We start from the raw sequence: 24,639 nt of genomic DNA on the forward strand, positions 1-24,639 counted from the left end.
GTGAGGTCAGCCGGGGTTGGGCAGGGCCTGGACGCGGTCCCATGCTTTGACGGCGGCGTGGCCGGCCGGCCACGCCGGGTCGAACTTCAGCTCGCGGTGTCGGGCGTGGTTGGTCAGTTTGGCGGGGACGTCGAAGAGTTGGGTGCGGATGGTGGCGGGTTCGGCTCTGGCGAGTCTGCCGTCCAGGGCGAGGAGCTGGAGCCAGGCGAGGAGGTCCATCGCGAGTGCGAGCAGGGTGCACCAGGCCTGGTTGAGGGCGAACTTCGAGGACGGCAGTCTGGTCAGGGTGAGGGCCTTCGAGCGGCGGATCCCGGACTCGACATGAGCATGAACACGGTGGCAGGCGTCCAGCCACTGCAGTTGGCGCCCCGGGGTGTTGGTCGCGATGGCCTGGTAGCGGAAGCCGGTGGCCAGCTCGTACGGTTTGAGATCCTTCGCGTACTTGGGGTGCACCGGTTCACGGCGCACGATGATCCGCAGGCCGGGCGGCCAGCCGGTCAGGTCGAGCATGCCGGTGATCTCGACCAGGGCGGCGTCCTCGCGCGGGGCGCCCTTCGCGTCCAGGGCGGCGGTCCAGGTGTCCTTGGGGACCTTGGCCAGGTTCGTCCAGAAATCCTCGTCGCGGGTCCAGCCGACCGAGTACTGCCAGGTGTTGGCCTTGTTGCCGCCGCCGTCGGTGATCCACCGCAGGTACTCGTGGGTGGCCCCGGCGCCGTCGGCGCGGAAGAGGACCTTGCGCCGTCGGCGGGTGGGCAGCTGGCGGATCGCCTCGGTGGAGACCTCGATGTGGTCGCTCGCGGTGTTGGCTCCGGCGCTTCCCGGCCGCAGCCTGCACACCAGATGCTCGTCCGTATTGTCCAGGAACATCAGGATCGGATGCAGTCCGAAGCCCTTACGGTTGGGCTCGGCGCCCTCCTTGTCCGAGTGCGCTGGCACCAGCGAGGCGTCGATGTCCAGCACCGTCCACCCGGTCAGCGGCCGGCCGTCCACCCGGATCCAGGGGAAGCCGCCGGGCCGAAGGTCGATGAGGTCATGCACCGCGGAGCGGGCCTTCGCGCGGGCCGAGGCGATCTTCACGAGTTCGACCGGGCCGATCGCGTCCAGAGTCCGGTACAGCGTCGACGCGGACGCCGGGTTGCCCAGGACCAGGGCGGCCTGCCGCATCACCGCGATCCCGCTCATCGAGCGTGACCCCAGCAGCACCGCGCACGCCGCGGATATCAGCACCTGCCCCCGGTCGTGGACCGGATGGAAGTCCCGGCGCACCAGCGCCCCGCCGAGGAAGTCTGTCAGCCCGACCTTGTCCGCCAACCGGCGCACGGGCACGATCCCCGCCTTGCCCACCAGTTTCCTGCCGCCCGTCGACAGTGACAGGCCATCCGCCCACTCGGTAAGCTTCGACACCCGGAGGGTGCCTCCTCCCCAACGTGATCCAGTCCTAGAGAAGCTGAATCATCGCAGGTCGAGGCATCCTTCTTCGCTGATCTCACACTCCGTCACCAGCACCGGCAGGCACGGTGAATTGGTGAGGCCTGCAGTCCACCACGCTGGCTGTACTGAGCCTGCTGGCGAGTTCCCGGCGGGCGGTAGGCGGGTTCGAGTCCGCCGCGTCGCAGGCGCTGTTGTGGATCGGCATCGTGCTCATCATGGCGGGTGCCTGTTGTGCTGCATGGGCTGTTTCTCCCCGGCTCGGCAAAGAGCGGCGAGGGCCAGAATCGGATGGCGACTTCCTGTACTTCGGACACCTGCGGCTCATGGAACCCGCCGTACTGGAGAGCGCGCTGCGGAACACAGACCCACTGCCTTCGCTTACCCGACAGGTGGTAGTGATGAGCGAGATCGCCTGGGCTAAACACCGCCGGGTGCAGTGTTCTCTCGTCCTGGCAGTCGCGGGCTGCGGCTGCTTCGCCGTGGCCACCGTCTTCGCGTGAGGGCGAGGAGGTGCCACGGTGAACTTCCTCTCCCTCGTCTCTCCTGAGGTATGGCGCGACTTCCTCGAACGCGGGCATCGGCGCACCTACCGGAGCCAGGCGGTGCTCCTGGCACAGGGCGAGTCGCCCGATGGGGTGATCGCGCTGGTCGATGGTCTCGTCAAGGTGGTGCAGGGCAATGAGGCCGGGGACTGTCTGACGTTGATGCTCCGCGGCCCCGGCGAAGTCCTCGGCGAGATGGGCGTGCTGCTCGACCGGCCGCGTTCGGCGACCGTGACCGCGGTACGCCCCTGTACCGGGGTCGTCATGGCCGCACACGCCTTCCGTGGATTCGTGACCCGGCATCGCCTGGAGCCGGTCGTGTACCGGCTGAGCGTGGAACGGCTGAACAGCCAGGAGCGTCTGCGCGCCGACCTTGCTCATCTGCCGCCGCCGGCGCGCCTGGCACGGGTGGTCGTCTATCTCGCGGACGAGGTGGGTCACCGCGACAGGAGTGGCGGTCTTGTCGTCGAACTCGGCATACCCAGAGAGGACTTAGCCACGATGGCGGGCATGAGCCGGTCATCAGCGTTTGCCGCCCTCGCGCGTCTCCAGTCCGACGGCATTGTCACGCTCGGCCGTCGGCGGCTCGTTGTCAGAGATCCTGCCCTGCTGAGAGCCGCAGCCCAGGACAACGGGGTGGGTGACGGCGACCGACCGCCGCGCGGAGCTCCTGTGAAGTGACGTGCGGCACGCCCGTACCGTCCAGCGCTGGACGGTCGGCTCCCCGCTCCTCGAACAGGGTGGTGCTCTCCCCGCCGCATGGGCGGGGAGAGCTACGAGAGGAGCGGCGCATGCTGCCGTCATGGGAGCCCTTGTGGCCCTACCGGGCCGTGCTGGCCGTCGACGCCAGGGACTTCGGATCACTCGACAGCAAAGGGATGCAGCGAGTCAACGCCGACATCCCACCTCTGCTGGCCCAGGCGCTGAGCGCCAGCAACGTCAGCGCGCACTGGGAACGGCGCGTGTTCGGCCAGCACACGGGTGATGGCTACGTCGCCGGCATGGACCCCGAGGTCCTGCCCGCGCTGGTGGGGCACTTTCCCGACGCACTGCGCCAGGCGCTCTCCCGTCGGCGGGCCGAGAACCCGCACCTCAAGCCCCTGCAGCTGCGGGTCAGCATCCACGTCGGCCCGTTGCCTCAAAGCGGTCTGGGCGTGCCCATGGTGCACACCCACCGACTCCTGGACGACAAGGCGCTGCGAGCGGTGCTCGAACGTGGCCATCCCGAGATCACCAACACCGCCGTGATCGTCTCCCAGCGGGTGTACGAGGACGTCTTCGACAGCGGCTGTGTCAACGGCGACGTACTGCCGGCGCACTTCCACCGGCATCTGGTGAGGGTGAAGAAGTTCGAGCAGCCGGCCTATCTGCACCTCCCGGGCTTCGACTGGGGGCTCGCGGATCCGGACATCTTCGAGCCGTCCACAACGGCGGGGGGTGAGGAGGAGCCGGGAGCCGAGGCGCTCGTGGCGTCGGCGCCCACGGCTCCGGCGGGTCCCGGCGCGGTGACTTTCCACCAGTACGGCGAGCACGGCAAGCAGGGCTACAACTTCTACGACAAGCGGGGGCGGCAATGAGCGACCTCACCAGCAAAGCACCCGACCCGACGTACCACGAAATCGATCCGGTGGGGCCCCAGGCGCACGAGGATCCGGCCGGCGCTCTGCCGTCGAACGCGTCGGAGTTCCACCAATACGGCGACCACAGCGTCCAAGCGGTCCACTACGCCGTACACCTGAACGGTGACTACGTTCACCCCCTGCCCATCGACGGCCGCGACCCCGCTTACCGTGCGAGCGAAGACGGGCGCTTCGTCGAGCCCCGGGAACCGAACCGTCTGCCCGACGCCGCCAAGATCCTCGAAGCGCACGGCATCGTGGTGCTGTGCGCCCCCACTGGCAGCGGCCGACGGACCGCGGCGGTACGGCTCCTGCGCCATACGGCGGGACCGCAGGAGCCGGAGCTGTTCGACCTGGAACCGGAGTGGACCAAGCCCGGGACCCAGTGCCTGCCGGTGCGCTCGGCGACGGGCTACCTGCTCGACCTCTCCGACCTCCCGGACGAGCCGCCCGCCCGCTTCGGCCAAGACTTGGTCCGTCATGGAGCGGCGCTGCGTAAACAGGGGTCTTTCCTGGTCGTGCTCGCCACCCCGGGCGACTGGCAGGGCGCGTGGGCGGATGCCACTGGCGATGTCGCCGTACGGCTGGAGTCTCCCGGTGCGCGGCGCCTGGTCGAGGCCGAGCTCGACGCGCACGGTCACGGGGGCCGGGTGGCCTGGCTGACGGACGAGAAACTTTCCCCGATCTGGGAAGCCGACCCGTCCGCCCGTGAGGCGTGCCGGCTGGCCGTACTCCTCAGTGCGGTCAACGGCAGGGAACAGCTCAAGGAAGCCGTGGACCGTTTCGGAGACTGGCATACCACGGTAGAGAAGCTGCTCAACAAGCGCGGTGCGGTGGACGGGAGTCCGTCGTTGCTGTCCACTCGGGTCACGGTATGGGCGGGAGCTCTGCTCGACGGAGGGCGGCGCGGTTCCATCGTCCGCGCGTCCGACGACCTGCTCGCCTCGCTGGGCCAGGCCCGCGGGCCGGCCGATGTGCTCACCGACGCGACGTCGTCCCGTCGGCTTAAAGCAGCCGAGATCGAGCCTGTCGGCGAACGTGCCCACCACGACCGCACGTGTCAGGGGCTGCCTGCTGCCATCCTGCGTCATCTGTGGGACGAGTTCCCCACCCAGCATGACCTGCTGACGACGTGGGCGGTCGGCGTCGCCGCGAATCGGTCCGTCCCGGAGGACGACGCCCGTCTGGCAAGCGAAGCCCTCCTGCGCCTGGCGGTACGTCGGCACGACAGGAAGGTGCTCGACGCTCTCGCGACGGGGCTCATCGGCCCTCGGCGCATCTTGGCCGTCGAGGCGCTCACGAAGGCCGCAACCGACGCCGAACTCGGCCGCTACGTCCGGGACCGACTCCTCAACTGGGCAGAGTCCAACAACGCCGAGAAGGTCGATCTGGTCATCGACGTCTGTGGCGGGCCCTGGGGCCTTGAGCAGCCGGCGCTCGCCCTCACCCGCCTGGGCAAGGCAGCGGGCGAAAAGGAATTCGGCGCCGAGAAGCTGGTCGATGCCTTCCGGGAGCTCGTCCGGCACGCTCCTGGCCTCGTGGACAAGACGGTCGTGCAGTGGCTGAAGAAGCATGGGGTTGAGGCCGATGGAAAGGCGCACCGCCAAGCTTTGGGGGCCTTCCTCGCACTCGTCTCCAGTGACACGGGTACGGACCTGGTCCTCGCCTCGGCCCGCGACGCGTCCAGCAGGGAGCACTTCGTGCATGCCTGGCAGACGCTGCTGTCCACCAACGACGCCGTGGACGCCGTGCTCGATCAACTAACCCGGTGGCAGGAGCGGTTCGAGCACGACGCCGACCAGAGGGACGCGGTGATCGCCCTGCTTGCGGAGGTCTTCGCCCCGCCGCGGCTGCGGTTGCGGCTCGACCGGCTCTTGGTGGCCGACGGAGCGGTGGTCCGGCCGTTCTGGCGGGACATCCTCGGCCACGCCATGCAGCACTACAGCCTCGTCCGGAAAGCGTCGGAGGCGTGACCGATCGTCCCGGTCCCTGGTGGAGACGGCGGGTCGGCCGGTTCACGGCGTACTGGCCCACCTGCCTGCCGGGCGTCCGCTTCCTGGCGCGCGGCACTCTCACTCATCAGATCCCGCTCAGGGCGACCGGGACCCACCACGGGGTCGCCGCGCGAGCGGCGGCCCGCCTGGCCCTGGACGCACTCGGCCGTGGCATCGCCGGGGAGCACCAGCCCGAGGAACTGGAATGGGTGCGGCTCTTCTTCAGTGAGCTGGTGATGCCGTGCGCCGTTGCCGTTCGTGCGCGGACGGCGGATCGTCGTGTCCTGAGACGTGGTCTTGGAGGCGGCGATGGTGTCGTGGCTGGAGGAGCTCGATCGGCGGGAGGCTGCCGCGCGGGAGGAAATCGCCGAACTGCGCTCCCAGATCGCAGAGTTGACCAGGCGAGTTGCTGACCGGGAGGAGAGGCTGTCCCGGCTGGAGATCACCCGGGAGACGATGACGGAGATCCTGTCCGGCGACGGGGCGGTGAGGGTGTCCGTGGACGAGGCCGCGGGGGAAGTGCCGGTGGAGGGGAGCGGGGCGGGATCGCCGGTCGGGGTGCGGCTGGTGCCGCAGTGGGAGCCGGGGCTTGAGGCGGATGTGCTGCCGCGCTCGTACCGGGACGTCGTCGAGGTGTTGCAGGACGCGGTGCATCCGATGCGGGCGCATCATCTGTGCGCCGCGCTGGGGTTGTCGACGGACAAGAACAAGGTGGAGGGGTTCCGTTCGAAGCTGAAACGGCTGGTGGAGCGGGGCTGGCTGGCCGAGGACGAGCCGGGCCTGTTCGCGTGGGGCGGCGCGCGGAGGGCGGGAGCGGGTGCGCCGGAGCGGGAAGCCGCGGCCGACGGGCGGCGTCGCGCCGGTGTGGGGCCGGGCTCTCGTCCCTAGCGTCGATGGTGCCAACCGAATTCGCCACTGTCCGAGGACGAGAGCCCGATGAACGCAGCGTATGAAACGGCCGCGGCGGCTGACCCCTTTGCCCGCGTGTTTTCTTCCCTCACTTTGCTGACCACCCGCCTCTCCGGCCCTGAAGCACTCACCGCGACGCATGAACAGGTGGAGGCCGACGTCGAAGCGGGCTCCCGGGAGCTGGGGCGACTGCTCCTGCAGGCCCATCTCCAGTGGCGGGCCCGCCACGAAGAGGACCACCTGTCCGCCCTCGGTCCGCGGGAGCGGGCTGCGCTCGCCGGCGGCCGGAGCCGGCTGGAGAAGGGCCACCGGCGGCAACTGGCCACCGTGCTGGGGCCGGTGACCGTGACCCGGTGCGCCCTGCGCGGCGCGGGCATGACCAACCTCTACCCCGCCGACGCCATGCTGGGCCTGCCCCACGGCCGGCACAGTCTGGGACTGCGCCGCCTCGCGGTCCTCGAAGCGGTCCGTAGTTCCTACGACACCGCGCTGGAAGCGATCGACCGCGGCTGCGGGGGCCGGGTGGTGGGCAAACGCCAGGTGGAGGATCTGGTGCGGGCCGCGGCCGTGGACGTCGCCGCGTTCTATACGGCCCGCACCCCCGCGCCGGCCCCGGCCGGGACGCTGCTGGTGCTCAGTGTCGACCAGAAGGGAATCGTGATGCGCCCGGGCCACCTGCGCGAGGCCACCGCGAAGGCCGCCGCCAGGGCCCGGCGCACCTTCCGCACCCGGCTCGCGGCCGGGGAGAAGTCCTGCCGCAAAAGGATGGCCACCCTCGCCGTCGTCCACGACGCCGAGCCTGCCGTCCGCCGCCCGCACGACGTCATCGCCCCGCCCGGCGGCCGCACCGGCCACCGCACCGTCCGCAAAGGACCCACCGCGCGGGCGAAATGGCTCACCGCCTCCGTCCGCGAGGACGCCGAAACCGTCATCGCCGCCGCGTTCGACCAGGCCGAAGCCCGCGACCCCGAGCACAGGCGGACCTGGGTCGTACTGATCGACGGCGCCACCCACCAGCGGGAGCTGATCCAGGCCGAGGCCGCCCGCCGCAATGTCACGATCCACATCGTCCTCGACATCGTCCACGTGATCGAGAAGCTGTGGGCAGCCGCTCGCTGTTTCCACACCGCCACCGATCCCGCCACCGAGGACTGGGTCGGCAGCAAGGCCGCCCGGATCCTGGCCGGCGACGCCCCCGGCGCCGCCCACGACATCCGCGCCGAAGCCGACCGCCACCACCTCAGCGACGACCAGCGCGCCGCCGCGGACAAAGCCTGCCGATACCTGGACAACAACGCCGACTTCGTCCACTACGACCAGGCCCTGGCCGCCGGCTGGCCGATCGCCAGCGGCGCCGTCGAAGGAGCAGCCCGCCATCTGGTCGCCGACAGACTCGACATCACCGGCAGCAGGTGGACCGTCCCCGGCGCCGAAGCCGTCCTCACCCTCCGCGCCGTCATCAGCAACGGCGACTTCCCCGACTACTGGATCTTCCACACGCGGAAGGAGCACGAACGACTCCATCCCTTACCCGACCAGCACATATACGCACTTCAAGCCTGACTCGGGATCTCACTCAGACAGAGCCACACCCAACTGGAATGCGCTCAGCAGAGGCTCACCCTGGCGGTCTCGCCGTGGCACAGCCCCGACGGCTATCCCGGCCTCTGGCTCAGGGCACGACTCACCCTGCTGCTCCCCCAGCAGGACTCCGACCGGGCCCAGAGGCACCAGAACGCCCTGCGCGACGTTGAACTCCAGCTCGCGCAGGACCGCTTGCGTCGGCAGGAGCTGGCTCGGACCGTGTGCACCGACGGGGACAGCGCCCGCCTCTGGTGGCTGGAGCAACATCTGGACGACCTGTCGGCCCTCAACTGGGCATCGTTCAGGGACACGATCCTCCCTTTGGTGGGGACGTCGGTCACCGAGCGCACCCAAGCCGAGCGGCTCGCCCACACCTTCCTCTACGTCTGGGAGCGATTGGACGACGTGCCGGGACGGCAGGCGCGGTTCATGGCTACGGCCCGCACGCTCTTCGAGCAGATGGGTTGGGCCGACGGATTCCCCTGGCCGTCACCGTCCGGTGATTTAGAGCCCGTGGCGCCGTCCCCAGCAACCGTCCCTTTAGCAGCGGAGGATGAGCAGTGAAGACCTCCCTACTGCGCTGGCTGCTCGACCCGCTCACCAGTCTGCTCGCCCTACGCCTGTGGTCCCGGGAGCGCGGCTGCAGGCCGTATGACGCGGCGTGGCGACTGGCCAGGGTCATGCGCCACCCGGACGAGCTCGTGTACCGCGTTCACGGCCACCACCCCGATGATCCTGGAGACGCGCTTCCTTGATTACGGGCAATGCTGCTGCGAGACACGAGCCAAGTGGGCGCGGCCTGATCATTGCTGGCGAGCCGGACATCTCGAAGGGACGCCCCTATAACGCGGGGGTGCGGGAAACTGGTCTGACCAGGTTGAAGACCTCGCGGGCCTCGTATCGCTTGAGGCATCGGATGATCTCGCGTCGGGTCTTGCCCTCCTGGGTGCGGCGTTCGTAGTACGCCTGGGTGCGGGGATCGTGGCGCAGCCGGGTGAAGACGATGCGGTGCAGGGCGGCGTTGGCCTGGCGGTCGCCGCCGTGGTTGAGCCGGCGCGTGCGCCGTCGGCCGGAGGAGTACTCGATGGGGCTGACTCCGCAAAGGGCAGCAAAGGACGCCTCAGTGTTCAGTCGCTCGGGATTGTCCCCCATGGTGATCAGGAAAGTGGCGGCACTGTCCGGGCCGATGCCCACCGGTGTCAGTAGCTGTGGGGCGTTACGTTCGACGAGCCGGGTCAGGCGTTGGTTCAGCTCATTGATCTGAGCCGTGAGCTGTTCGATGCGCTCGGCGAGCATGCGTAACGTCATGTGGGTGGCCTGGGTCACCGCGTCCTCGTCTCCCCCACCGTCGGGTGGGCCGAGGCGCGCGCAGGTGCGGAACAGCTCGGCGTTGCCGAGGCCCGACAGCCGTTCTCGCAGAGCGGGGTCGGCGATGACCAGGACGGCCTTGAGCTGGTTGACCGCCTGGGTGCGGGCCTTGACCGCGGAGTCCTTGGCGAGCTTGTAGATCCGGGCGCTGTGCACCGGACCGTCGCCGGACTTGGCCCGGGCCCGGACGCGACCGCTGAGGATTCTCCCATGGCCCCGGGGTTAACCCGCGTGCCGTCCACGGTCACCGTGAACATCAGGTCGTCGGTGTGCCGGACGGTGGCGGGGCGTTCGGCCGCCAGCAGCTCGGCGGCCTCCACCGAGACACCGGGCAGGGTGAGCAGGGGGCGCGCCATATCCCGTACCAGCAGGACCGTCAGGCCGTCGCGTTCACCGCTGACGTAGAGCACGGTCCCGGCATCACCATCGCTCTCCCCGCCGTCCAGGTCGGACAGTGGTACTCCGATCAGCCGGTCCCCGGACTCAGCGAGCAGGCTGGCGCCCTTGGGCAGTGCTGGACGGGGTCGCCGTACGAGGTGCCTCCAGGCGCGTTCGTTGGCGCGCTGCGCGGCAGGCCGCTCCTCGGCCCCCAGCGCGCCCTCCGCCGCGAGCCGTCCCAGTGCGGCGATGAGACGGGCGCTGTCCCGGGGGTCGTTCCAGGTCGGCAGCCGCATCTCCCGCAGGCGGTCGCCCGCCTTCCCGCGTTCCAGGAGATGGCGCACGCGGTGATCGACGGTCGGCGCGTATGAGGGCTCCTCCTCCAGCCCGGGCGGACAGTGCCAGGCGTCGGCCGGACGGACGAACCGGACGACCCGGTCGCGTCCCCGCACCGGGAGCCACGGCTGCTCCCGCACAAAGGCACCGAGCGGGGTCGGGATCCGTTCCCTGTCCGGGGGACTCTGGCTGCCGGCACTGGTCCAGACGCTGGCGAACCTCGCATCCTCCCAGCTGGCCAGGCCATGCAGGACAAGCCGCGCGTACGCCATCCGGGCTTCCTGGCCGAGGCGTCCGACGACGTCCTGGCCAGGGAGCCGCCAGGCGGGGGTTCACCGGTATGGCGTCCGGGGGTAATAGACACCGGGCCAGTGGACGTATGGCTCCCACTGCTCCTGTACCTCGGCAGACACCTTTGCCATGCGGACCAGCTGCCGAGCGCTGATCTTTTGACCTTGGTCTACCCAGCTCAAGGCGTCGGAGGACCTATCCGGGGCCAGCCCGTCAGTTACCCCGGCCTCCAGCAGGAACGCCCGCCACTCCTCAATCTCGCCCCGCTTGGCAAACTCCTCGGGCGTAGCGAGGAGGCGTCCAGCGATGGCCTTCAGGCTCTTCGACACGTCTTGCCCGGCGGTGACCACCGCCGCCAGGTCCTCACCCAGGGACGCGCGGCCCCAGCCCCGGCCGAAGACGGCGCCGCTGGCCCTGATTAGCTGGCCGTCCGCCGACGGTACGTACAGTCCGAGCGAGGAGATCTCCTTCCCGCCCAGCGAACGCCGCGGCTGCCACAGCCTGAAGACGAACCGCAGGGTCTGGAGCCGCAGTCGGCGATCGGTGCTCGCGCTGAGCGCCTGCGCTACGTGATCCAACAGGCCGCTCGTGTCGTACGGCCGGACGAGCCCCTCCTGCTCAAGAAAGGCGCGGGCGGCCCGCCCACGCGTACGCTCGCCGCGGTCCTTCCAGACCAGCCCCGGGTGCAGGGAGAACAACCGCTTGCCGAGCAGGGCGGGGACGGTCGGGGCCTCGGTCTGGTTCGCCTCCGTACGCACCGGCTGGAAGAACGCCTCACGGCGGGCACCCTGACTGCTCGGCTTGCCCAGTGTACGTGCATTTGTGCCTATACCCGCCCTGTCGAGGGGACGGTTGGTGTGCCGCAGCGCGCAGTCCTCCGCAAGCAGCAACTGCCTGCCCTGCAGGACATGCCCGTCGTCATCGAAGAGAGTGGCCAGGTCCTCGTACAGCGCGCTCCACTGCTTGGGGGATTCACCGAACCGGGGGAGCGGAAGGCCCCCGACGATCCGTTCCACGCACTCGGCGAGGATCTCCGGGCCCGCCTCCAACGGGCACGCGAGGGCCTTGCACAGGATGGCCAGCCGTTTCAGCCGGTCGCCGCCGATCTCGGGATCCGCCACCACGATCCCGGCCTCATGCGCGCGGTGTGCCGTGAGGACGGCCAGGTCGAGGTCCGGCCACAGGACCGCGCCCCGCGGCGCGGCCCAGCCCGCCTCCGGCGGGGCGCCGTCCGCGGCGAGGACGGGCACGAGCGGTACGTCGGCGAGTTCGCTCTCGTGCACGCGCAGAGCCGCCGCGCGGAGCCGCCCCGCCGAGCCCTTCTCACTCTCCCAGCTCACCAGGTCCACGGCCAGCTGCCGCATGGACGGCTCGGGCATAGTACGCAGTACCGCAGCGGCCGCCAGACAGGTCTCGGCGACCACGTCGAGCAGCAGCACATTGAGGGGGTTGTCGAAGGGAAGCCCGGTGCGGTCGAACTTGGTGAAGAACGGGGCGTTCATGTGCCCCGGGAACGGCGCGGCCTGGTCCTCGCCCATCGGCAGGAAGGTGTAGATCTGCCCGCGTCGCGGTCGGCGCGGGGCGGGCAGCGGGAGTGCGACCTCGACGACGGCGGACCGCTTCCACTCCTGCCACGTGTCGTCGAGGAGTCCGGAGCCCACGGCCTCGACGAGGGTGCTGTTCAGCCGTTCCTTCTCCACGGTGCCCCGCACCACGAGAAAGGTGCCGGACGGCCCCAGGTCCACGGTCGCGCAGGAGACGGGGAATCCGTGCCCCGCGCCGTCCTGCGTAACCGCGAGGCGCTCCTCGGAGCGGGTCAGTTCGTGCAGCTCGATCGCCTCGTGGGCGTCGTCCAACTCGCCTGCCTCGCCACCGGCGGCCCGCCGTTCCAGCGTCAGGCCAGCCAGCCGGTCGAGGAACAGCATCACGGGTACCTTCGCCCCCGCGAGCTCGCGCATCCGCAGCCGGACCTCGGCCCGGGCAGCCTCGCTCAGCAAGGGCAGCCGGACGATGGTTACGTATCCCTGGGCGGCGAGCTGCCGACAGGTCGCGGGCACATCGTCCAACGGTAGGGGCGCCTGGAGCGGCGGATAAGTGGCGGCCACCTCGTGGGCGTTTTCCTCGCCAGCGAGGAACTCCTCAACGTCGGCCTTCTGCGCAAAGCGGAAGCAGTACCCGTCCATTTCCGGGTCGAGCGGGCTGTCGGGGTCTGCGCTGTAGATCTCGGGCGCGTCGCTGATCAGCAAGATGCTGCGGAACCCGACGCCCTTGTTCCCGATGCCCTCGCCGACCTCCTTCGAGCTCTGAGCGAGCTCGCAGATCCGCTCGACGTTCCGCCAGGTGAAGGGCGTGCCGCCGTTGGCGACGTACAACGTCCCCCACTGACCCTCCGCTTCGTCCAGCAGGACGTGGACCCGTCCGTCGCGGCGGTCCCTCGGATGCGCGTCGTAGCCGTTCTGCAGCAACTCGAAGAGCGAGCGGCCGGCGTATTCCCGCGCGCTCGTGTACGACACGGCGTTCACCTGCCGTGCCATGCGCAGGACTTGGTCTGACCGGACCCCCTCCAGCACGGACCGGCCGTACTCCCGCAGCTGCTCCGCCCGGGCGTTCTTCGCCATGGTTCTCCCCCGCCTCAGCGTGAAGAGGACGGTATCCCGCCTCACTGACATCGCGGACCGCGAGGGACCACCGTATGGAGCGCCTCAGAGCTTACGAGCTCATGCACTGAAACGGTGAGGCGTCGAGTTCCTGATCGTCGATGACGGTCGTGTGATGAGGGAACGCGTCTAGGGCAGCGATCACCAGCGACCGGACGATCACGGGCCTGTCGACCGGCTCCTGGCCACTCTCGTGCACCTCCGACACACGACCACCCTCGACGTGCGGCCCTGATGGTTCGACGTGGACCGCTCCACCATCACCCGCGCCATCGGCGAGGTGCGCCCCCTGCTCGCCGAGCGAGGCTGCGCCGTCAGCCCCGGGGTGCGGCTGCGGACCCTGGCCGAGGTCGTCGACCACCCTCGGCGCCAGCGGCAAGACCGCCGTCGAGTCCATGGTGGTCACGGACGGGGACGGCCGGGTGCTGTTCTGCAGCCTGACCAGGCCAGGCTCGGAAGCTGTGCGGACATCACCCACGCCCGCCAATTGGGACTGGTCAAACTCCTGGCCGACGGCCCCGCCGCAGAGATCTTCGCCGATGCCGGCTATCAGGGCCTGGGCGCGCAGACCGGCGGACGGATGGTGACACCCCCGCACCGCAATCTCAAGAAGCACGCCCCGGACTGGTGCGCGGAGATGTACGAGCGCCAGCGCAAGGCACTCATCACACCGCATCCGGGTCGAACACCGCATCGCCCATCTGAAGAACTAGCGGCGCTGACCCGCCACCTCGGCCGCCGCGAGCACATGAGTCACACCGTGCAGGCCGTCGCCGGTCTGCTGTCCCATCAGCAGACCGCGGACCTGACGTCGGACGCGGCAGAGGTGAACACTGAGCCCCGCCACCATCCTCGACGCCTCACCGTTGCCGTGCACGAGCTCGTTAGGAGTACCCCCTGATCGGAACACTCGGTCCCTGCATCCAGAGATCCGGTGTTCTTGCACGTGATTGACCATCTGCACGAAAAGTGACAACACGCACTGTTCTGGGCAAAGTTACTCGCTCATCGCGTTGTCATACCCGGGTGGCATGATCTGTCAGTAACACAACGACGTGTGACAGGTAGGTCCTCTATGGGCTACGAGATAGATTTCCTCCCCGTAGGGAATGAGTCGAGCGGTGGCGATGCCATCACTCTTCGTTATGGCAACCTCCACGGTCCGCGCGAGCAGCAGACCGTGATGGTGATCGACGGCGGCTACCTCGACGACGGTGAAGCGCTCGTCCAGCACATCCGCGACTACTACAGGACGGGTGTCGTTGATCTTGTCGTTTCAACGCACCCGGACCGTGATCACATCAATGGGCTGCGGGTCGTCTTGGAGCAGATGACCGTCAAAAAGCTCCTGATGCACCTACCTTGGAGCCATTCGGCTGCCATGGCGCGGGCCAAAACGCTCCTGTCCTACAACGCACGATCACTGCGTACGGAGCTGAGGGATTCACTTCAGGGTGCGACCGACCTCGAAGAAATCGCCAAGGCGCAGGGCGTGCCCATCGAGGAACCGTTCCTCGGCTGGACAAGCGACGACGGCGTACTCCGTATCCTCGGCCCCACCGAGGACTACTACCGCGAGCTGCTGGCAGAGATTGTCGAGGCGAGCGCTTCTCTGGAGGCCAAGTCGAGCTGGGAGGACACGCTCCGGAAGCTGCTCGCTGGGACGGTCTATGAAGACCTCGACATCGAGACGCTGGCGGAGAACGCCGAGACGACCGCCAAGAACAACACCAGCGCCATCTGCCTCCTGGAGGTCGACGGCAACAAGCTGCTGTTCACAGGAGACGCAGGGATTCCCGCCCTCGGCCAGGCTCTCGATGTTCTGGAAGCGGACGGCTTCCAGCCTGGCGATCTGAGGTTTGTTCAGGTACCTCACCACGGAAGCCGCCGCAACGTCAGTCCGTCGGTCCTCAACCGACTGCTTGGCGCCAAGGGGCAGTCCACGAAGGTAGGGACCGCCTTCGCGTCCGTCCCCAAGAAGAACCCGGAGCACAAGCACCCCTCCAAGAAGACGACGAACGCCTTCCTCCGGAGGGGCTACCCCGTCCATCTAACACAGGGGGTGTCGAAGTGGTCGTACTTGAACGCGCCCGGACGTTCCGGGTACAGCACATCCGCTCCCGAGCCGCTTCACACATCCGTGGAAGACAGCGGGGATGCGTAACGTGCTGTGGCTCGATGACTACGAGCGCCGGGCACGTCTTGCGCCCGGCCTCCTTGCGCTGCTGTCGATCAATGTAGCTTTGGCAGCCCTAGGGCTCAGCAAGGCGCCGGTGGTTGTATCCGTCGTTACGGCGCTCTCACTGGCCGGCGGTCCCGTCGCCCTGGCGGAACTCGTGCGTCACCAAGGACACAAGGCTCAGGAGACGCTCTGGGCGTCTTGGGGCGGCTCGCCGACCATCCAGAAGCTCCGCCTGCGGGAAGAGGGGCAGAACACGCTGCAACGAGAGATCTGGCGGAAGGCCGTATCATCCGTGACGGGCGTCGCCCTCCCGTCTCTCCGTAGCGAGAACGGAAACCCAGTGAGGGCCGACGAGGCGCTCGAGGTCGCCGTCGGTCAACTGCGCAACCTGACGCGAGATGCCGAGAAGTTCCCTCTCATACGCGCCGAGAACCGAAGCTACGGCTTCCAGCGGAACATCTACGGCATCCGGTGGGTAGCACGAGCCATCGCGTTCGGAGTGGGACTCGGCGTCCTGGCGTACATCCTGTGGCTCGCCAGAATTGACCACCAACCTGCACTCACCCTGGTGAACATCCTCGCCCTGGCGGCCAGTGGTGGATGTCTCATGATGTGGTGGCTTCTTCCGTCGCCCGAGCGGTTGAAGAGTGCGGCGGAACGGTACGCATACGAGCTGCTCCAAGCTGCGGTTGTGCTCGATGCTGAGAAGAACGCCACTCCCGAAGCAGGTCAACAGCAACCCTAACGACGACGTGCATGAGGTCGTTAGCCCACATCAGTCGCATGGAGTCAGCAGCCACCTATGTTCGTAGAGTTCGATGCCGTCCCGTTCAGGCCGGCGGGTGAGCAGCACGTGGTGTGCGGGGCCACTCCCGCCGGATTCGGCGCACCCGTCTACGTCGACGGCCCCGAGAAGCAGCCGCACGACGTCTTCCGAAGGCTGCTTGAACGCTACCCACGGTTGCCAAAAGGGCTGAAGTCCGCCGGCGAGCTCAAGGCCGCAGGGCTGCGCGCGTCGAACCTGTTCCGCCCTGACGCCTACGTGCTCGGCCCCTCACAACTGGTTACCATCCCCGGGGTACCCACGGGCACTGGGCGCACGACGCAGGCATGGGAGGAGACCGTGCACCCGCCATCGCCTGTCTACCGCGCGGACAAGGCCGTTCCGTTCTCGACACGCCCTCATGCCGACGAAGCCCAAGCCGTTCGCCGTGAGGCAATCCGTTGGGCACAAGATGTCCTCGACGACCCCGATACGGTCATTCTGGCAGTCAGCGCCATCGGTTCACCTGCTCCGTCCACCCCGCCTCTGGAGCGGGCAGTGCCCTACGAGATAGCACTCACCTCAGCGAGCGGCCGCAAGAGATGGCACCAATTCATCAACCCTGACTGGGAAACGACATACCTGGAGCAACTCCGACTCGGCAAGAGCGGCCTCGCGGTACTCGAATCCGCACCCCGTTTCCGCGAGGTGGCTGACACGCTGCTGCGCCGGATCCAAGGCAAGCGCGTCGTCATCTACGGACGCAGCCTCCAGTACGCTGCAATCTACACGGCGCTGGAGCGCGCCTGGCTCTTGGATGGCCTCCCCTACGGGGCGCTGTGGCCGGGCACAGCGGACACTCTTGCGCAGTTGGAGCGCAGCCGCTGGGAGTGTGCGCGCCTGCGCCACGGCGAATTCGACAACGACTGGGACGCGGCGGAGGGACACTTCACGCTACCGGTCGAGGAATCGACTGCCGACGCGCTCTCACGATGCCGAATGACTGCTGCTCTACTGCGCCGTATGGCAGATCTGGCCCTGCGCTACACGGAGCTGAATGCCCGGGCGGAGCGCGCCGTGCGGGACGGCAAGAGCCACCGTCTCCGGTCCCAAGGTGGTCAGCGGCTAAGCCGTATCGCAGCCTCTCGAGATGCGGTGCTCGAGAGGAGTCGGGGGGCTTGCGAGAACCCAAGATGCCCTGATCCCCGCTACACATCGGCCCTCGGCCGCAACGGCTCCTACCTGCTGGAAGTTGATCACATAGACGATCACGCCAAGGGTGGTGACGACCTGCCCAGGGCCATGATCGCTCTGTGCCCGAACTGCCACGCGCTGAAGACCCGTGGCACAGTGGACGACTCGTTCCGTGACCTGCTTCGCTCTACAGCACTCGTCAGGCACCAGGAGTTGCTCTCCAGGGCTCGTTGAACGTGCCCTTCGCCAGCACCGGCTGTGGCGTACCCGACGCGGTCCCGACAGCTTGCCCGCGAGGCCCTGGAGCGTCTGCCGCTCTGTCTTCACGGCGGACCCAGTGACCGGGGCCGTACCGGCACGGGACGAGGCCGGGCCGCTGCCGCAGAGCCTCTCGCTCCTGGCTCAGGACCATCCGGGGGCGCGGAGATCTTGTTCGCTGACGACGGGGGTACGGACGGGACGGGGGGCTCGCCGTCAAGCTGGCCAGCTGGCACTACGGGCTGCCGCTGACCGTCATGTCGGAAGAGCCGGACCCGGGCTGGACGGGGAAGCTTTGGGCAGCTGAGGCACGGGATGGTGCTGGCACGCGCGCGGATTGGCGCTCTAATCCCCACGAACGCGGATATTGCACATGAACCGGACAGCCTGCGACGGCTCGCGGTCGTGGACCACGACTTGGACTTGGTGTCGCAGGCGATGAGGTTCCGGGTCGCGAGCGCCCGGGCCGTCATCGCGTCCCCTGCTCCACGCACCGGCATCCAGGGCCTTCGACGTGGTACGGCACTACCGCAGGTGTGTCGCGGCAGGTAAGGGCCGGACCTGCGCCCGCCCGGATGCGGCACCGAACTGCTGAACGACCGGACGTCCGGTGGACGCCCCGGCGATACGCTGGAGAGCCACAACCAGACTTTCGCGTAGGAGACTTACCCTTGCCGCAGCTCGCCTTCGTGCACACCTTCTGGACCGACTACGAGCAGTTGGACAAGCCCGTCCGGGCCGCGGTTCGCAAGGCGATGGCCAAGTTCCAGTCGCTGACGGTAGCCGAGTTGTACGCGGACAAGGGGCTAGGGTTGTCCGTCGCGCGCATGGCCCGTGATCCGCGGATGAGGACGATGCGCATCACGGCTTTCTGGAGGGGCGTGCTCCTCGCGCCCGACGACGGAAGTGAGACCTTTCTCCTCCTCAAGGTGTTGCCCCACGACGAGGCCCTGCAGTGGGCCGCCACCAGACTCGCCTCTGTGAACTCCGCGATGGGCAGCCTGGAGTTGCGGGATGTCGCGGCCATGGAGCGGCTGGTCACTGCGCGGCCCGCTTCCCACGCTCCGACGACTCTCTTCGCTCGGTTCTCCGCCACCGAACTCACAAGGCTGGGTATCGACGGCCAGACCCTGGAGGCCATCCGCACCATCGCGGACAGGGCACAGTTCGACGCCTTCCAGCCGCTACTTCCCGAGGACCAGGGCGAGGTGCTCCAGTACCTCGCGGAGGGGTTCGATCCTGCGGAGGTCTTCCGGAACGTCGTCGCTCCCCGGCAACCGGCTGACGCTAACTCGAAGGCTTCGACGAGCATCGCGGACGCCATCGCCCACACGAGCGACCGGATCACCCTTTTCTCGGAAGCCGGGGAACTGGAGGAGCTGGCTGGCAAGCCGCTGGTCGCGCCGCGAACGCGAGAGCTGGTAGGCCCATCCAGGCGGGGCGAGCGCAAGGACTACCGGTGTGAACGGCTGCCCCTCGCTGACGGCGGCCAGGCAGACGTCTTCAAGGCGGTGCATAAGCCGAGCGGCGAGGTCGTCATCCTCAAGAAGCTTAGGGACAAGTACCCGCCCGGACGTCAAGTGGCGCGCATGCGACGGGAGATCGAATGCGGGCGCAGTCTGGTCGGGAACCCGCACGCGATGCCGGTCCTGGACTTCGATCCCAAGCACACCTGGTTCGTCATGCCGTACGCAGAGGCCACCGCCGAAAGCTGCCGAGAGGAATTCTCTGATGATGCGGTCCTGCGAGAGCTACTGGAATCCCTATGCTCGGTCCTCGCGGTGGCGCACCGTATCGGATGGATCCATCGGGACATCAAGCCGGCCAACGTCCTACGTCTGAGGGGCCGCTGGGTTCTGGCGGACTGGGGGATCGTACGGCGGCCCCTGGGGCAGACAACCGATCCGCAGCGGACCCGCGTGGGGGTCTTCCTCGGCTCTGAGGGGTTCGCGGCACCTGAGCACTACAGCGACGCCCATCATGTGGGCCCCGCTGCCGACATCTACAGCCTGGGACAGCTCATCGGGTGGGCCGTAACGGGCGAGACGCCCCTCGTGAACGTCCCGTTGCTCCCCAAGTCGGGCCCCTGGCGTGCGATCGTCCGGGAGGCAACCCAGAGGGACCCAGAGCGACGCCCGGCCACGGTGTCCGCCTTTCTCGATTTCGTCGCACATGAGCTGGACGGGCCGACGGAGCCTGCTGCCCTACGCGGCGAGCACCTCCAGGAGGAACTGTTCGCCGGGTCGACGGAAGCGGGGGCCGACCTCCTGACGCTGGCCGCTACGCATCCCGACGACACGGCTCTCTACTTCGACGTGCTGATCAAAATTCCAGTCGCCTCGATCATGACGGATCTGCTGGCCGACGCCGCTCGCGCGGTCGAGGTCGTGTCCGCGATGGCGACACTCTTCGGTTCGGACGTCTCCCACGGTTTCGAGGAACTCGACGCCACCGTCAGGTGGCTGGCCGGTATCGCCGAGGAGGCGGCCCGGGTGAGGGAGCTCGAGCTCCTGGAAGCGTGCTGCGGTGGCGCGTTCGAATGGATCCCTCTCCTGGACGGCCAAAGCGGCCAGGCCGAGGTCTTCTCCTGGTGGACGACCCTGAGCGCGGACGCCGCCAGCTCGGTGGCGGCGATGCTGCGACAGCATCCAGAGTGCGTGACGTACTTCGGTCACCTGGCGCACGACCTCCGCGTCGACCACCGGATTCGCGCGGCCATCGCCCAGCAGTAGACCGGCCGGCAGTGCCCAGGATCTTCCAGCGGATCTCGTAGTAGTGGCGGGCGAGAGTAAGCGGCGGCACCAGACTCGTTTAAGCCGATAGGGTTTCGGGGCAGGTTGGGAGGCTCCGGCTCTTGCGTCCGCGATGTTGCGTTGTCGGCCTCCAGGCAGCGACGGCTTAGTACGCCTGGGGTGCGGGGATCGACGCGTAGGCGAGTGAACACGACGCGATGCAGGGCGGCGTTGGCCCGGTGGTCGCCGCCGTAGTTGAGCTGACGCGTGCCCCGCCAGCCGGAGGAGCACGCGATGGGGCTGACTCCGCAAAGGGCAGCAAAAGACGCCTCGGTGCTCAGTGAGCCCTTCCCAGTAATGGATCATGACGTTGCGTGATCGTTCAGATGGTGCGGTCGTATTCGAGTTGGAGCAGGACGAGGGCTGCTGCGGCGATCTTCGTGATACGGCTGGGGTCGAGGCTGACCCTGCGCAGGGCCTTGAAGGTCGTCTTGAGCAGGGAGTTGGCGCGCTCGCAGACGCCGTGGATGCCGCGGATGACCTTGTTGTACGTCTGTTGCTCCTCGGTCAGCTCGCCTCCGGCGGGCTTCTTGAAGGGATGGCGGAAGCCGTCGCCGGCGTTCTCGTAGCCGAGGTCGACCAGGGTCGGCATGTCCAGTTCGGCCGCGATGCGGTTGAGTGCCTCGACCAGCCCGTGGTGGCGGGCGCAGGTGGTGTCGTGTTCCCGGCCCGGCCGTACGGGCGAGACCCAGATCGGCCAGCCGTCCGGGGTGGCGATGACCTGCACGTTCCCGCCATGGTGCTTGTGTTTTCCGGACCACCAGAGGTCTGCGCCGTTGGGGCCCGGGGCGGCGACGCGGTCCGTGCGGATGACCGTACCGTCGAGGTTCAGATGCGTCAGCCCGGCTGCCTTCGCACGCTCCAGCGCGGTGGACAGGTCCGGTGCGCCGGCGGCCAGGACGGCCAGTCCTTCGTGGAGGTAGCGGTAGGAGGTGGAGACCGACACGCCGTTGTCGCGGGCGAGTTGGGCCAGTCGGGTGCCGTCGAGGAACCAACGCAGCACGAGCACGGCCTGCTTGAAGCAGCCCAGCGCGCGTCGCCCCTTGCGGGTCCTGGCCACGATTCGGTGGTCGCGCAGGAGACCGGCCAGGTGCTCGGCGGTGGACCGCCTCACATCGAGCACGGCGGTGTATGTGACACTGGTCGGCACGTGAGGCCCCTCGGTCGGATCTTTCTGTCGCAAGATGTTCCTACCAGGGGCCTTACGCCTGCCCGGACTTGGGGGATACCGCGGACCGCGCGACGCGCCTCCCGCTCACGGACGGTGGCCGACGGTTACTGGGAACAGCTCAGTCGCTCGGGATTATCCCCCATGGCCATCGGGAGAGCGACGGCGCTGTCCGAACACATGCCCACCGGCGCGAGCAGCTGTGGGGCGTGACGTTCGACGAGCCGGGTCAGGCGTCGATTCAGCTCATTGATCTGTCCGGTGAGCTGCTCGATGCGCTCGGCGAGCATGCGCAACGTCATGTGGGCGGCGTGGGCCCCTCCGTCCTCATCTCCGCCACCGTCGAGTGGGCCGAGGGTCGCGCAGGTGCGGAAAAGCTCGGCATTGCCCAGGCTAGACATTCGTTCCCGCAGGAAGCGAGTCTGCACGACGATGCCTGATCCTTCAGGACGAAGCTTCTACCGGTGGGCGCACCATGTCACCGGGGTAACTGTGATCCCCTGACATTTCGTCGGGTTCAGGGACGTACGTAAATCCGAGCTTAAGCCACACTCCGTACAGCTCCCGGTCCCACGCAGACAAGATGATCTCTTGATCGGGCACCCGAGCGAACAACTCATCGACCAAGGCTCGTGCCACTCCCCGTTGTCGGAACTCGGGAGAAACGTGGAGCTCATAAAGCCTGACGTAGCCGGGCTCGCCGCCTACCGCGCGCTGCAGACTTGAGTGAAGCCATCCCATACGCACGCCTTGGTCGGGATCCTCTGCGATCAGAGCGTGCAGCGCCTCCGCCAGGGAGGCGGCCCCCTCCTGCTTCTCGACGGTGACTGTCCAGCCCTCGGTGTTGTTGCTCATCCATTTGACGTCCGCTGGATGAGCGTCCCGGACCCTGATCTTCATGCTTCGTAGCCTACGACTGCGCCTCTAGTGGGCATCATGGCCGTGTGAGCCTGACCAAGTGGCTGGCCTCGGGCAAAGTAGCTGCGCGCCTACCAAGGCGATGCCTGCGCGAACGCCGCCCTGGAGCGGATCAGCACTCGGGCGGTCGAGGTCCACGGGATGGCCGCGCGCTACGCCGCTGACCTGCCTGCGGCCGATGCCGCCGACGAGGCCATGCGCCAGGCCGTGGCTGCGGCTGCGGCTGCGGCTGCGGCTGCGGCTGCGGCTGCGGCTGCGGCTGCGCCAGGACTAGCCGCCGCCGCTCTCCAACTCATCGCTTCTGACGAGGCTCTGGGCCTGACCCCTGAGCAGCAGATGTACATGTAGGAGCGTGCCGCCGAACTCGACCTCGCCGTGGTCGAAGACCTCACTGGCACTCACACCACGCCGGCAGAGGGCGTCACGCTGCAGAGCCTTGGTGCGCGAGGGGCTAGAGGCTCGGCCAGCGAACCAACTCAGCCCTGATCGCTCTCAAGGCTCGCGGATCTCGGTGGCCGTCTGCCGGGATCGGCTGCCACGATACCGACCTCAAACTCCAAAAACGCCTGATGGCCGGACGCGCCGGCGTCCCCCTCCTCCGCCACCAGGTCGTCCTAATCGCCCATCTTCGCTGCCGTTACGCGGACCGGCAGACCCCCGCGCCTAGATGATCTCCGACTACGAGAATCTTGCCAGAGCCACATTCACGTGTACGCCGACACCAGCGGCAGTGCGGCCCGCAGACGCTTGTTGTAAGCCGGGCGCTGGGGTAGATACAGAAACAGGGCCCGCAGGTGGGCGTGGGCGAAGCGCAGCCAGCGGGCCTCGCCGTGGAAGCCCAACACCGCCTGGGCCACGGCCAGAGTGACCAGTTCCGCGTCGGTCAGCCAGGGCGGCCGGCCCCGCCATCGCGGGGTCTTCAAGCGGTCGTCGACATGCACGTACAGTGCGGTCAAGAGGGTGCCTAGCTCGGTCGTCACAACCCGATGCTGGACACCCTCCCCCACATACGGAACTACTCGTCTAGGCCAGGACGTCGACGCGCCCCGAGCATGCCCGCTGAATGGCCTCCAGGTCCGCCCGCGCAGGGCCGGCTCTTCCGCCGTGGACGGCTGTCCGCACCTTCGCCTCTATCTCAGCCACCACCTCGTCGGTGAGGAACGGCAGGCCGATGCGGCGGTAGCCAGTGTCCACGGGCGTGGACAGGCCGAGCTTGACGGCGTCCCAAGCCCGCAGCGCCGCTTTCTGCTCGTCGGCGTGGCTGCCACCCGCCTGCCGCTCGCCGCGCAGCCGCCGGATCCAGGGCTTCGCCGTGCTCGTCGTGCTGCGGCTGCGTGCCTGGTCGAGCTCGTCGAGGTCTCTCAGCAGGGTCTGTGTGTCGGCGTGGATCTGCGTGCACAGCTTCCGCGCCCGGGCGAATGTCTTGTGGGTGACCACCGCGGCGGCCACCACGAGCGTCAGGCCAGTGGAAATCAGAGGCACCGGGTGCGTGGCGACGAACCGTGCCCCCAGGAAGGCCACCACGGCGAAGATGCCGGTCACGTTCGCCAGCGCCCGGAAGACAGCCGCTCGCTGGATACGGCTCGCGAGCCGCTCCAGGACGTGGTCTTTCGGCTCGGCGATCCGAGACAGGATCGTCAGCGCGATGTAGATCAGTGCCAGCGAGAGCGCGGCCTGCCGGTAGTTGACCGGCTGCGCCGTGCCGTCGAAGACCTTGACCAGACTGACGATCGGGCCGGGGACCGCGAAGCTCCCGACGATGAACAGGATCACGAAGATTTTGAGGATGCCCTCACGGAGATGGTTTGCCTGCAGGTAGCGGTTCAGGGCTGGCATCCCGGAAAGTGCCACGACCCATCCGCTAATGAAGAGGAACTTACCCAGCCCCCGCTGGTCGTCCCGGAAGAGCAGGTCGCCGTACATGATGCTCGCGAACCCGAGGGGAAGCAGAGCGAGTTGCCTGTAGGTGCGCACGGTGCGGACCGTTGTCATGGGCCCACTGTGTGAGACGGCACCGGTCGGCCGTGCTGATTTGAGGTAGGCCAGAGGGTTCCGGCGCCGTACGACGGTTGTTGTTCGCTTACCTGCCCGCGCCGCGCTCGGATTGCGCCTGCCGTCAGCCGCTGCTCGGAGACATGCCTGCCCCGACCCGCCCGCGCGTGGGCTTTCGCAGGACCAGTGACCGGCTGGTGAGTGATTGGCCGACGATTTACTACCAACCCATTGACTGTTCCGAGCCGAACGGCGGTGATCGA

General features: G+C 68.1%; 23 protein-coding genes and 2 pseudogenes. 16 read left to right on the top strand and 9 right to left on the bottom strand.

Translation table 11 applies throughout. The features are described from left to right. Window positions 1-6: 6 nt before the first annotated feature. Window positions 7-1,404 carry an IS1380 family transposase gene (locus HUV60_RS04850; protein ID WP_257849034.1) on the bottom strand — a complete coding sequence of 466 codons (1,398 nt, stop codon included), beginning with the start codon at window positions 1,402-1,404 and terminating at the stop codon, window positions 7-9. A 161-nt stretch (window positions 1,405-1,565) separates the two neighbouring features. Here HUV60_RS04850 and HUV60_RS33810 point away from each other — a divergent pair, with 161 nt between their 5' ends. From HUV60_RS33810 to HUV60_RS04885, 8 genes are all read left to right on the top strand, one after another. Then, window positions 1,566-1,931 (top strand): Pycsar system effector family protein, encoded by a 366-nt coding sequence (locus tag HUV60_RS33810; RefSeq protein WP_443047499.1) that lies wholly within the window; start codon window positions 1,566-1,568, stop codon window positions 1,929-1,931. 18 nt (window positions 1,932-1,949) lie between these two features. Further along, window positions 1,950-2,654 (top strand): Crp/Fnr family transcriptional regulator, encoded by a 705-nt coding sequence (locus HUV60_RS04855; protein ID WP_257852075.1) that lies wholly within the window; start codon window positions 1,950-1,952, stop codon window positions 2,652-2,654. Between the two features lie 110 nt (window positions 2,655-2,764). Continuing rightward, the gene (locus HUV60_RS04860) at window positions 2,765-3,550 is read left to right on the top strand and encodes a hypothetical protein (RefSeq protein WP_257852073.1); all 786 of its coding nucleotides are present in this window, start codon (window positions 2,765-2,767) and stop codon (window positions 3,548-3,550) included. Further along, window positions 3,547-5,565: a hypothetical protein gene (locus HUV60_RS04865; RefSeq protein ID WP_257852072.1), complete on the top strand. Its 2,019-nt coding sequence runs from the start codon at window positions 3,547-3,549 to the stop codon at window positions 5,563-5,565. Before HUV60_RS04860 ends, HUV60_RS04865 begins: the two co-directional genes overlap by 4 nt. A gap of 330 nt (window positions 5,566-5,895) precedes the next feature. Further along, window positions 5,896-6,474 (top strand): hypothetical protein, encoded by a 579-nt coding sequence (locus HUV60_RS04870; protein ID WP_257848171.1) that lies wholly within the window; start codon window positions 5,896-5,898, stop codon window positions 6,472-6,474. A 48-nt stretch (window positions 6,475-6,522) separates the two neighbouring features. Further along, the gene (locus HUV60_RS04875; RefSeq protein ID WP_257848170.1) at window positions 6,523-8,058 is read left to right on the top strand and encodes an ISKra4 family transposase; all 1,536 of its coding nucleotides are present in this window, start codon (window positions 6,523-6,525) and stop codon (window positions 8,056-8,058) included. Between the two features lie 240 nt (window positions 8,059-8,298). Further along, entirely contained in the window at window positions 8,299-8,643 is a 345-nt protein-coding gene (locus tag HUV60_RS04880) for a hypothetical protein (protein ID WP_257852071.1), read from the top strand. Beyond that, a complete protein-coding gene (locus HUV60_RS04885) occupies window positions 8,640-8,834 on the top strand; it encodes a hypothetical protein (RefSeq protein WP_127436061.1) in 195 nt (64 codons plus the stop codon). Before HUV60_RS04880 ends, HUV60_RS04885 begins: the two co-directional genes overlap by 4 nt. An 85-nt stretch (window positions 8,835-8,919) precedes the next feature. On the opposite strand, the gene HUV60_RS04890 is transcribed toward HUV60_RS04885, so the two are convergent. After that, a complete protein-coding gene (locus tag HUV60_RS04890) occupies window positions 8,920-9,603 on the bottom strand; it encodes a transposase (RefSeq protein ID WP_257852067.1) in 684 nt (227 codons plus the stop codon). 113 nt (window positions 9,604-9,716) lie between these two features. Here HUV60_RS04890 and HUV60_RS04895 point away from each other — a divergent pair, with 113 nt between their 5' ends. After that, window positions 9,717-10,196, top strand: coding sequence for a hypothetical protein (locus tag HUV60_RS04895; RefSeq protein ID WP_257852066.1), 480 nt, complete (start codon window positions 9,717-9,719; stop codon window positions 10,194-10,196). Between the two features lie 297 nt (window positions 10,197-10,493). On the opposite strand, the gene HUV60_RS04900 is transcribed toward HUV60_RS04895, so the two are convergent. After that, on the bottom strand, window positions 10,494-13,070 hold the full coding sequence (locus HUV60_RS04900; RefSeq protein ID WP_257852064.1) for a sacsin N-terminal ATP-binding-like domain-containing protein: 2,577 nt from the start codon (window positions 13,068-13,070) through the stop codon (window positions 10,494-10,496). 283 nt (window positions 13,071-13,353) lie between these two features. Between HUV60_RS04900 and HUV60_RS04905 the strand changes: the two genes are divergently transcribed. The 6 genes and pseudogenes from HUV60_RS04905 (at window position 13,354) to HUV60_RS04930 (ending at window position 20,238) form a co-directional block, all read left to right on the top strand. Next, complete coding sequence (locus HUV60_RS04905) at window positions 13,354-14,010, top strand: hypothetical protein (protein ID WP_257852062.1); 657 nt, start codon at window positions 13,354-13,356, stop codon at window positions 14,008-14,010. A 174-nt stretch (window positions 14,011-14,184) separates the two neighbouring features. After that, window positions 14,185-15,273, top strand: coding sequence for a ComEC/Rec2 family competence protein (locus HUV60_RS04910; protein ID WP_257852055.1), 1,089 nt, complete (start codon window positions 14,185-14,187; stop codon window positions 15,271-15,273). Beyond that, window positions 15,266-16,036: a hypothetical protein gene (locus HUV60_RS04915; protein WP_257852053.1), complete on the top strand. Its 771-nt coding sequence runs from the start codon at window positions 15,266-15,268 to the stop codon at window positions 16,034-16,036. Before HUV60_RS04910 ends, HUV60_RS04915 begins: the two co-directional genes overlap by 8 nt. Window positions 16,037-16,093: 57 nt before the next feature. Next, window positions 16,094-17,482, top strand: a complete 1,389-nt coding sequence (locus tag HUV60_RS04920; RefSeq protein WP_257852051.1) for an HNH endonuclease — start codon at window positions 16,094-16,096, stop codon at window positions 17,480-17,482. Window positions 17,483-17,534: 52 nt separating this feature from the next. After that, window positions 17,535-17,992, top strand: a pseudogene (locus HUV60_RS04925) (glycosyltransferase); the annotation flags it as partial. Between the two features lie 185 nt (window positions 17,993-18,177). Continuing rightward, window positions 18,178-20,238, top strand: a complete 2,061-nt coding sequence (locus tag HUV60_RS04930) for a serine/threonine-protein kinase (protein WP_257852050.1) — start codon at window positions 18,178-18,180, stop codon at window positions 20,236-20,238. On the opposite strand, the gene HUV60_RS04935 is transcribed toward HUV60_RS04930, so the two are convergent. Then, window positions 20,178-20,597 (bottom strand): transposase, encoded by a 420-nt coding sequence (locus HUV60_RS04935; RefSeq protein WP_331462040.1) that lies wholly within the window; start codon window positions 20,595-20,597, stop codon window positions 20,178-20,180. The genes HUV60_RS04930 and HUV60_RS04935 overlap by 61 nt on opposite strands. 23 nt (window positions 20,598-20,620) lie before the next feature. After that, window positions 20,621-21,448 carry an HARBI1 family protein gene (locus HUV60_RS04940; RefSeq protein ID WP_269441127.1) on the bottom strand — a complete coding sequence of 276 codons (828 nt, stop codon included), beginning with the start codon at window positions 21,446-21,448 and terminating at the stop codon, window positions 20,621-20,623. A 227-nt stretch (window positions 21,449-21,675) separates the two neighbouring features. On the opposite strand from HUV60_RS04940, the gene HUV60_RS04945 reads away from it, so the two are divergent. Continuing rightward, complete coding sequence (locus HUV60_RS04945) at window positions 21,676-21,906, top strand: hypothetical protein (protein WP_257852048.1); 231 nt, start codon at window positions 21,676-21,678, stop codon at window positions 21,904-21,906. Window positions 21,907-21,910: 4 nt separating this feature from the next. On the opposite strand, the gene HUV60_RS04950 is transcribed toward HUV60_RS04945, so the two are convergent. From HUV60_RS04950 to HUV60_RS04965, 4 genes and pseudogenes are all read right to left on the bottom strand, one after another. Further along, the gene (locus tag HUV60_RS04950; protein ID WP_257852047.1) at window positions 21,911-22,366 is read right to left on the bottom strand and encodes a GNAT family N-acetyltransferase; all 456 of its coding nucleotides are present in this window, start codon (window positions 22,364-22,366) and stop codon (window positions 21,911-21,913) included. Between the two features lie 288 nt (window positions 22,367-22,654). Next, on the bottom strand, window positions 22,655-22,786 hold the full coding sequence (locus HUV60_RS04955) for a hypothetical protein (RefSeq protein WP_257852046.1): 132 nt from the start codon (window positions 22,784-22,786) through the stop codon (window positions 22,655-22,657). A gap of 317 nt (window positions 22,787-23,103) precedes the next feature. Further along, window positions 23,104-23,364 (bottom strand): annotated as a pseudogene (locus HUV60_RS04960) (IS982 family transposase); the annotation flags it as partial. Window positions 23,365-23,407: 43 nt separating this feature from the next. Beyond that, window positions 23,408-24,307 carry a hypothetical protein gene (locus HUV60_RS04965; protein ID WP_257852044.1) on the bottom strand — a complete coding sequence of 300 codons (900 nt, stop codon included), beginning with the start codon at window positions 24,305-24,307 and terminating at the stop codon, window positions 23,408-23,410. Between the last annotated feature and the right edge of the window lie 332 nt (window positions 24,308-24,639).

The sequence above is a fragment of the Streptomyces sp. KMM 9044 genome (assembly GCF_024701375.2).
In the GTDB taxonomy this organism is placed as follows: domain Bacteria; phylum Actinomycetota; class Actinomycetes; order Streptomycetales; family Streptomycetaceae; genus Streptomyces.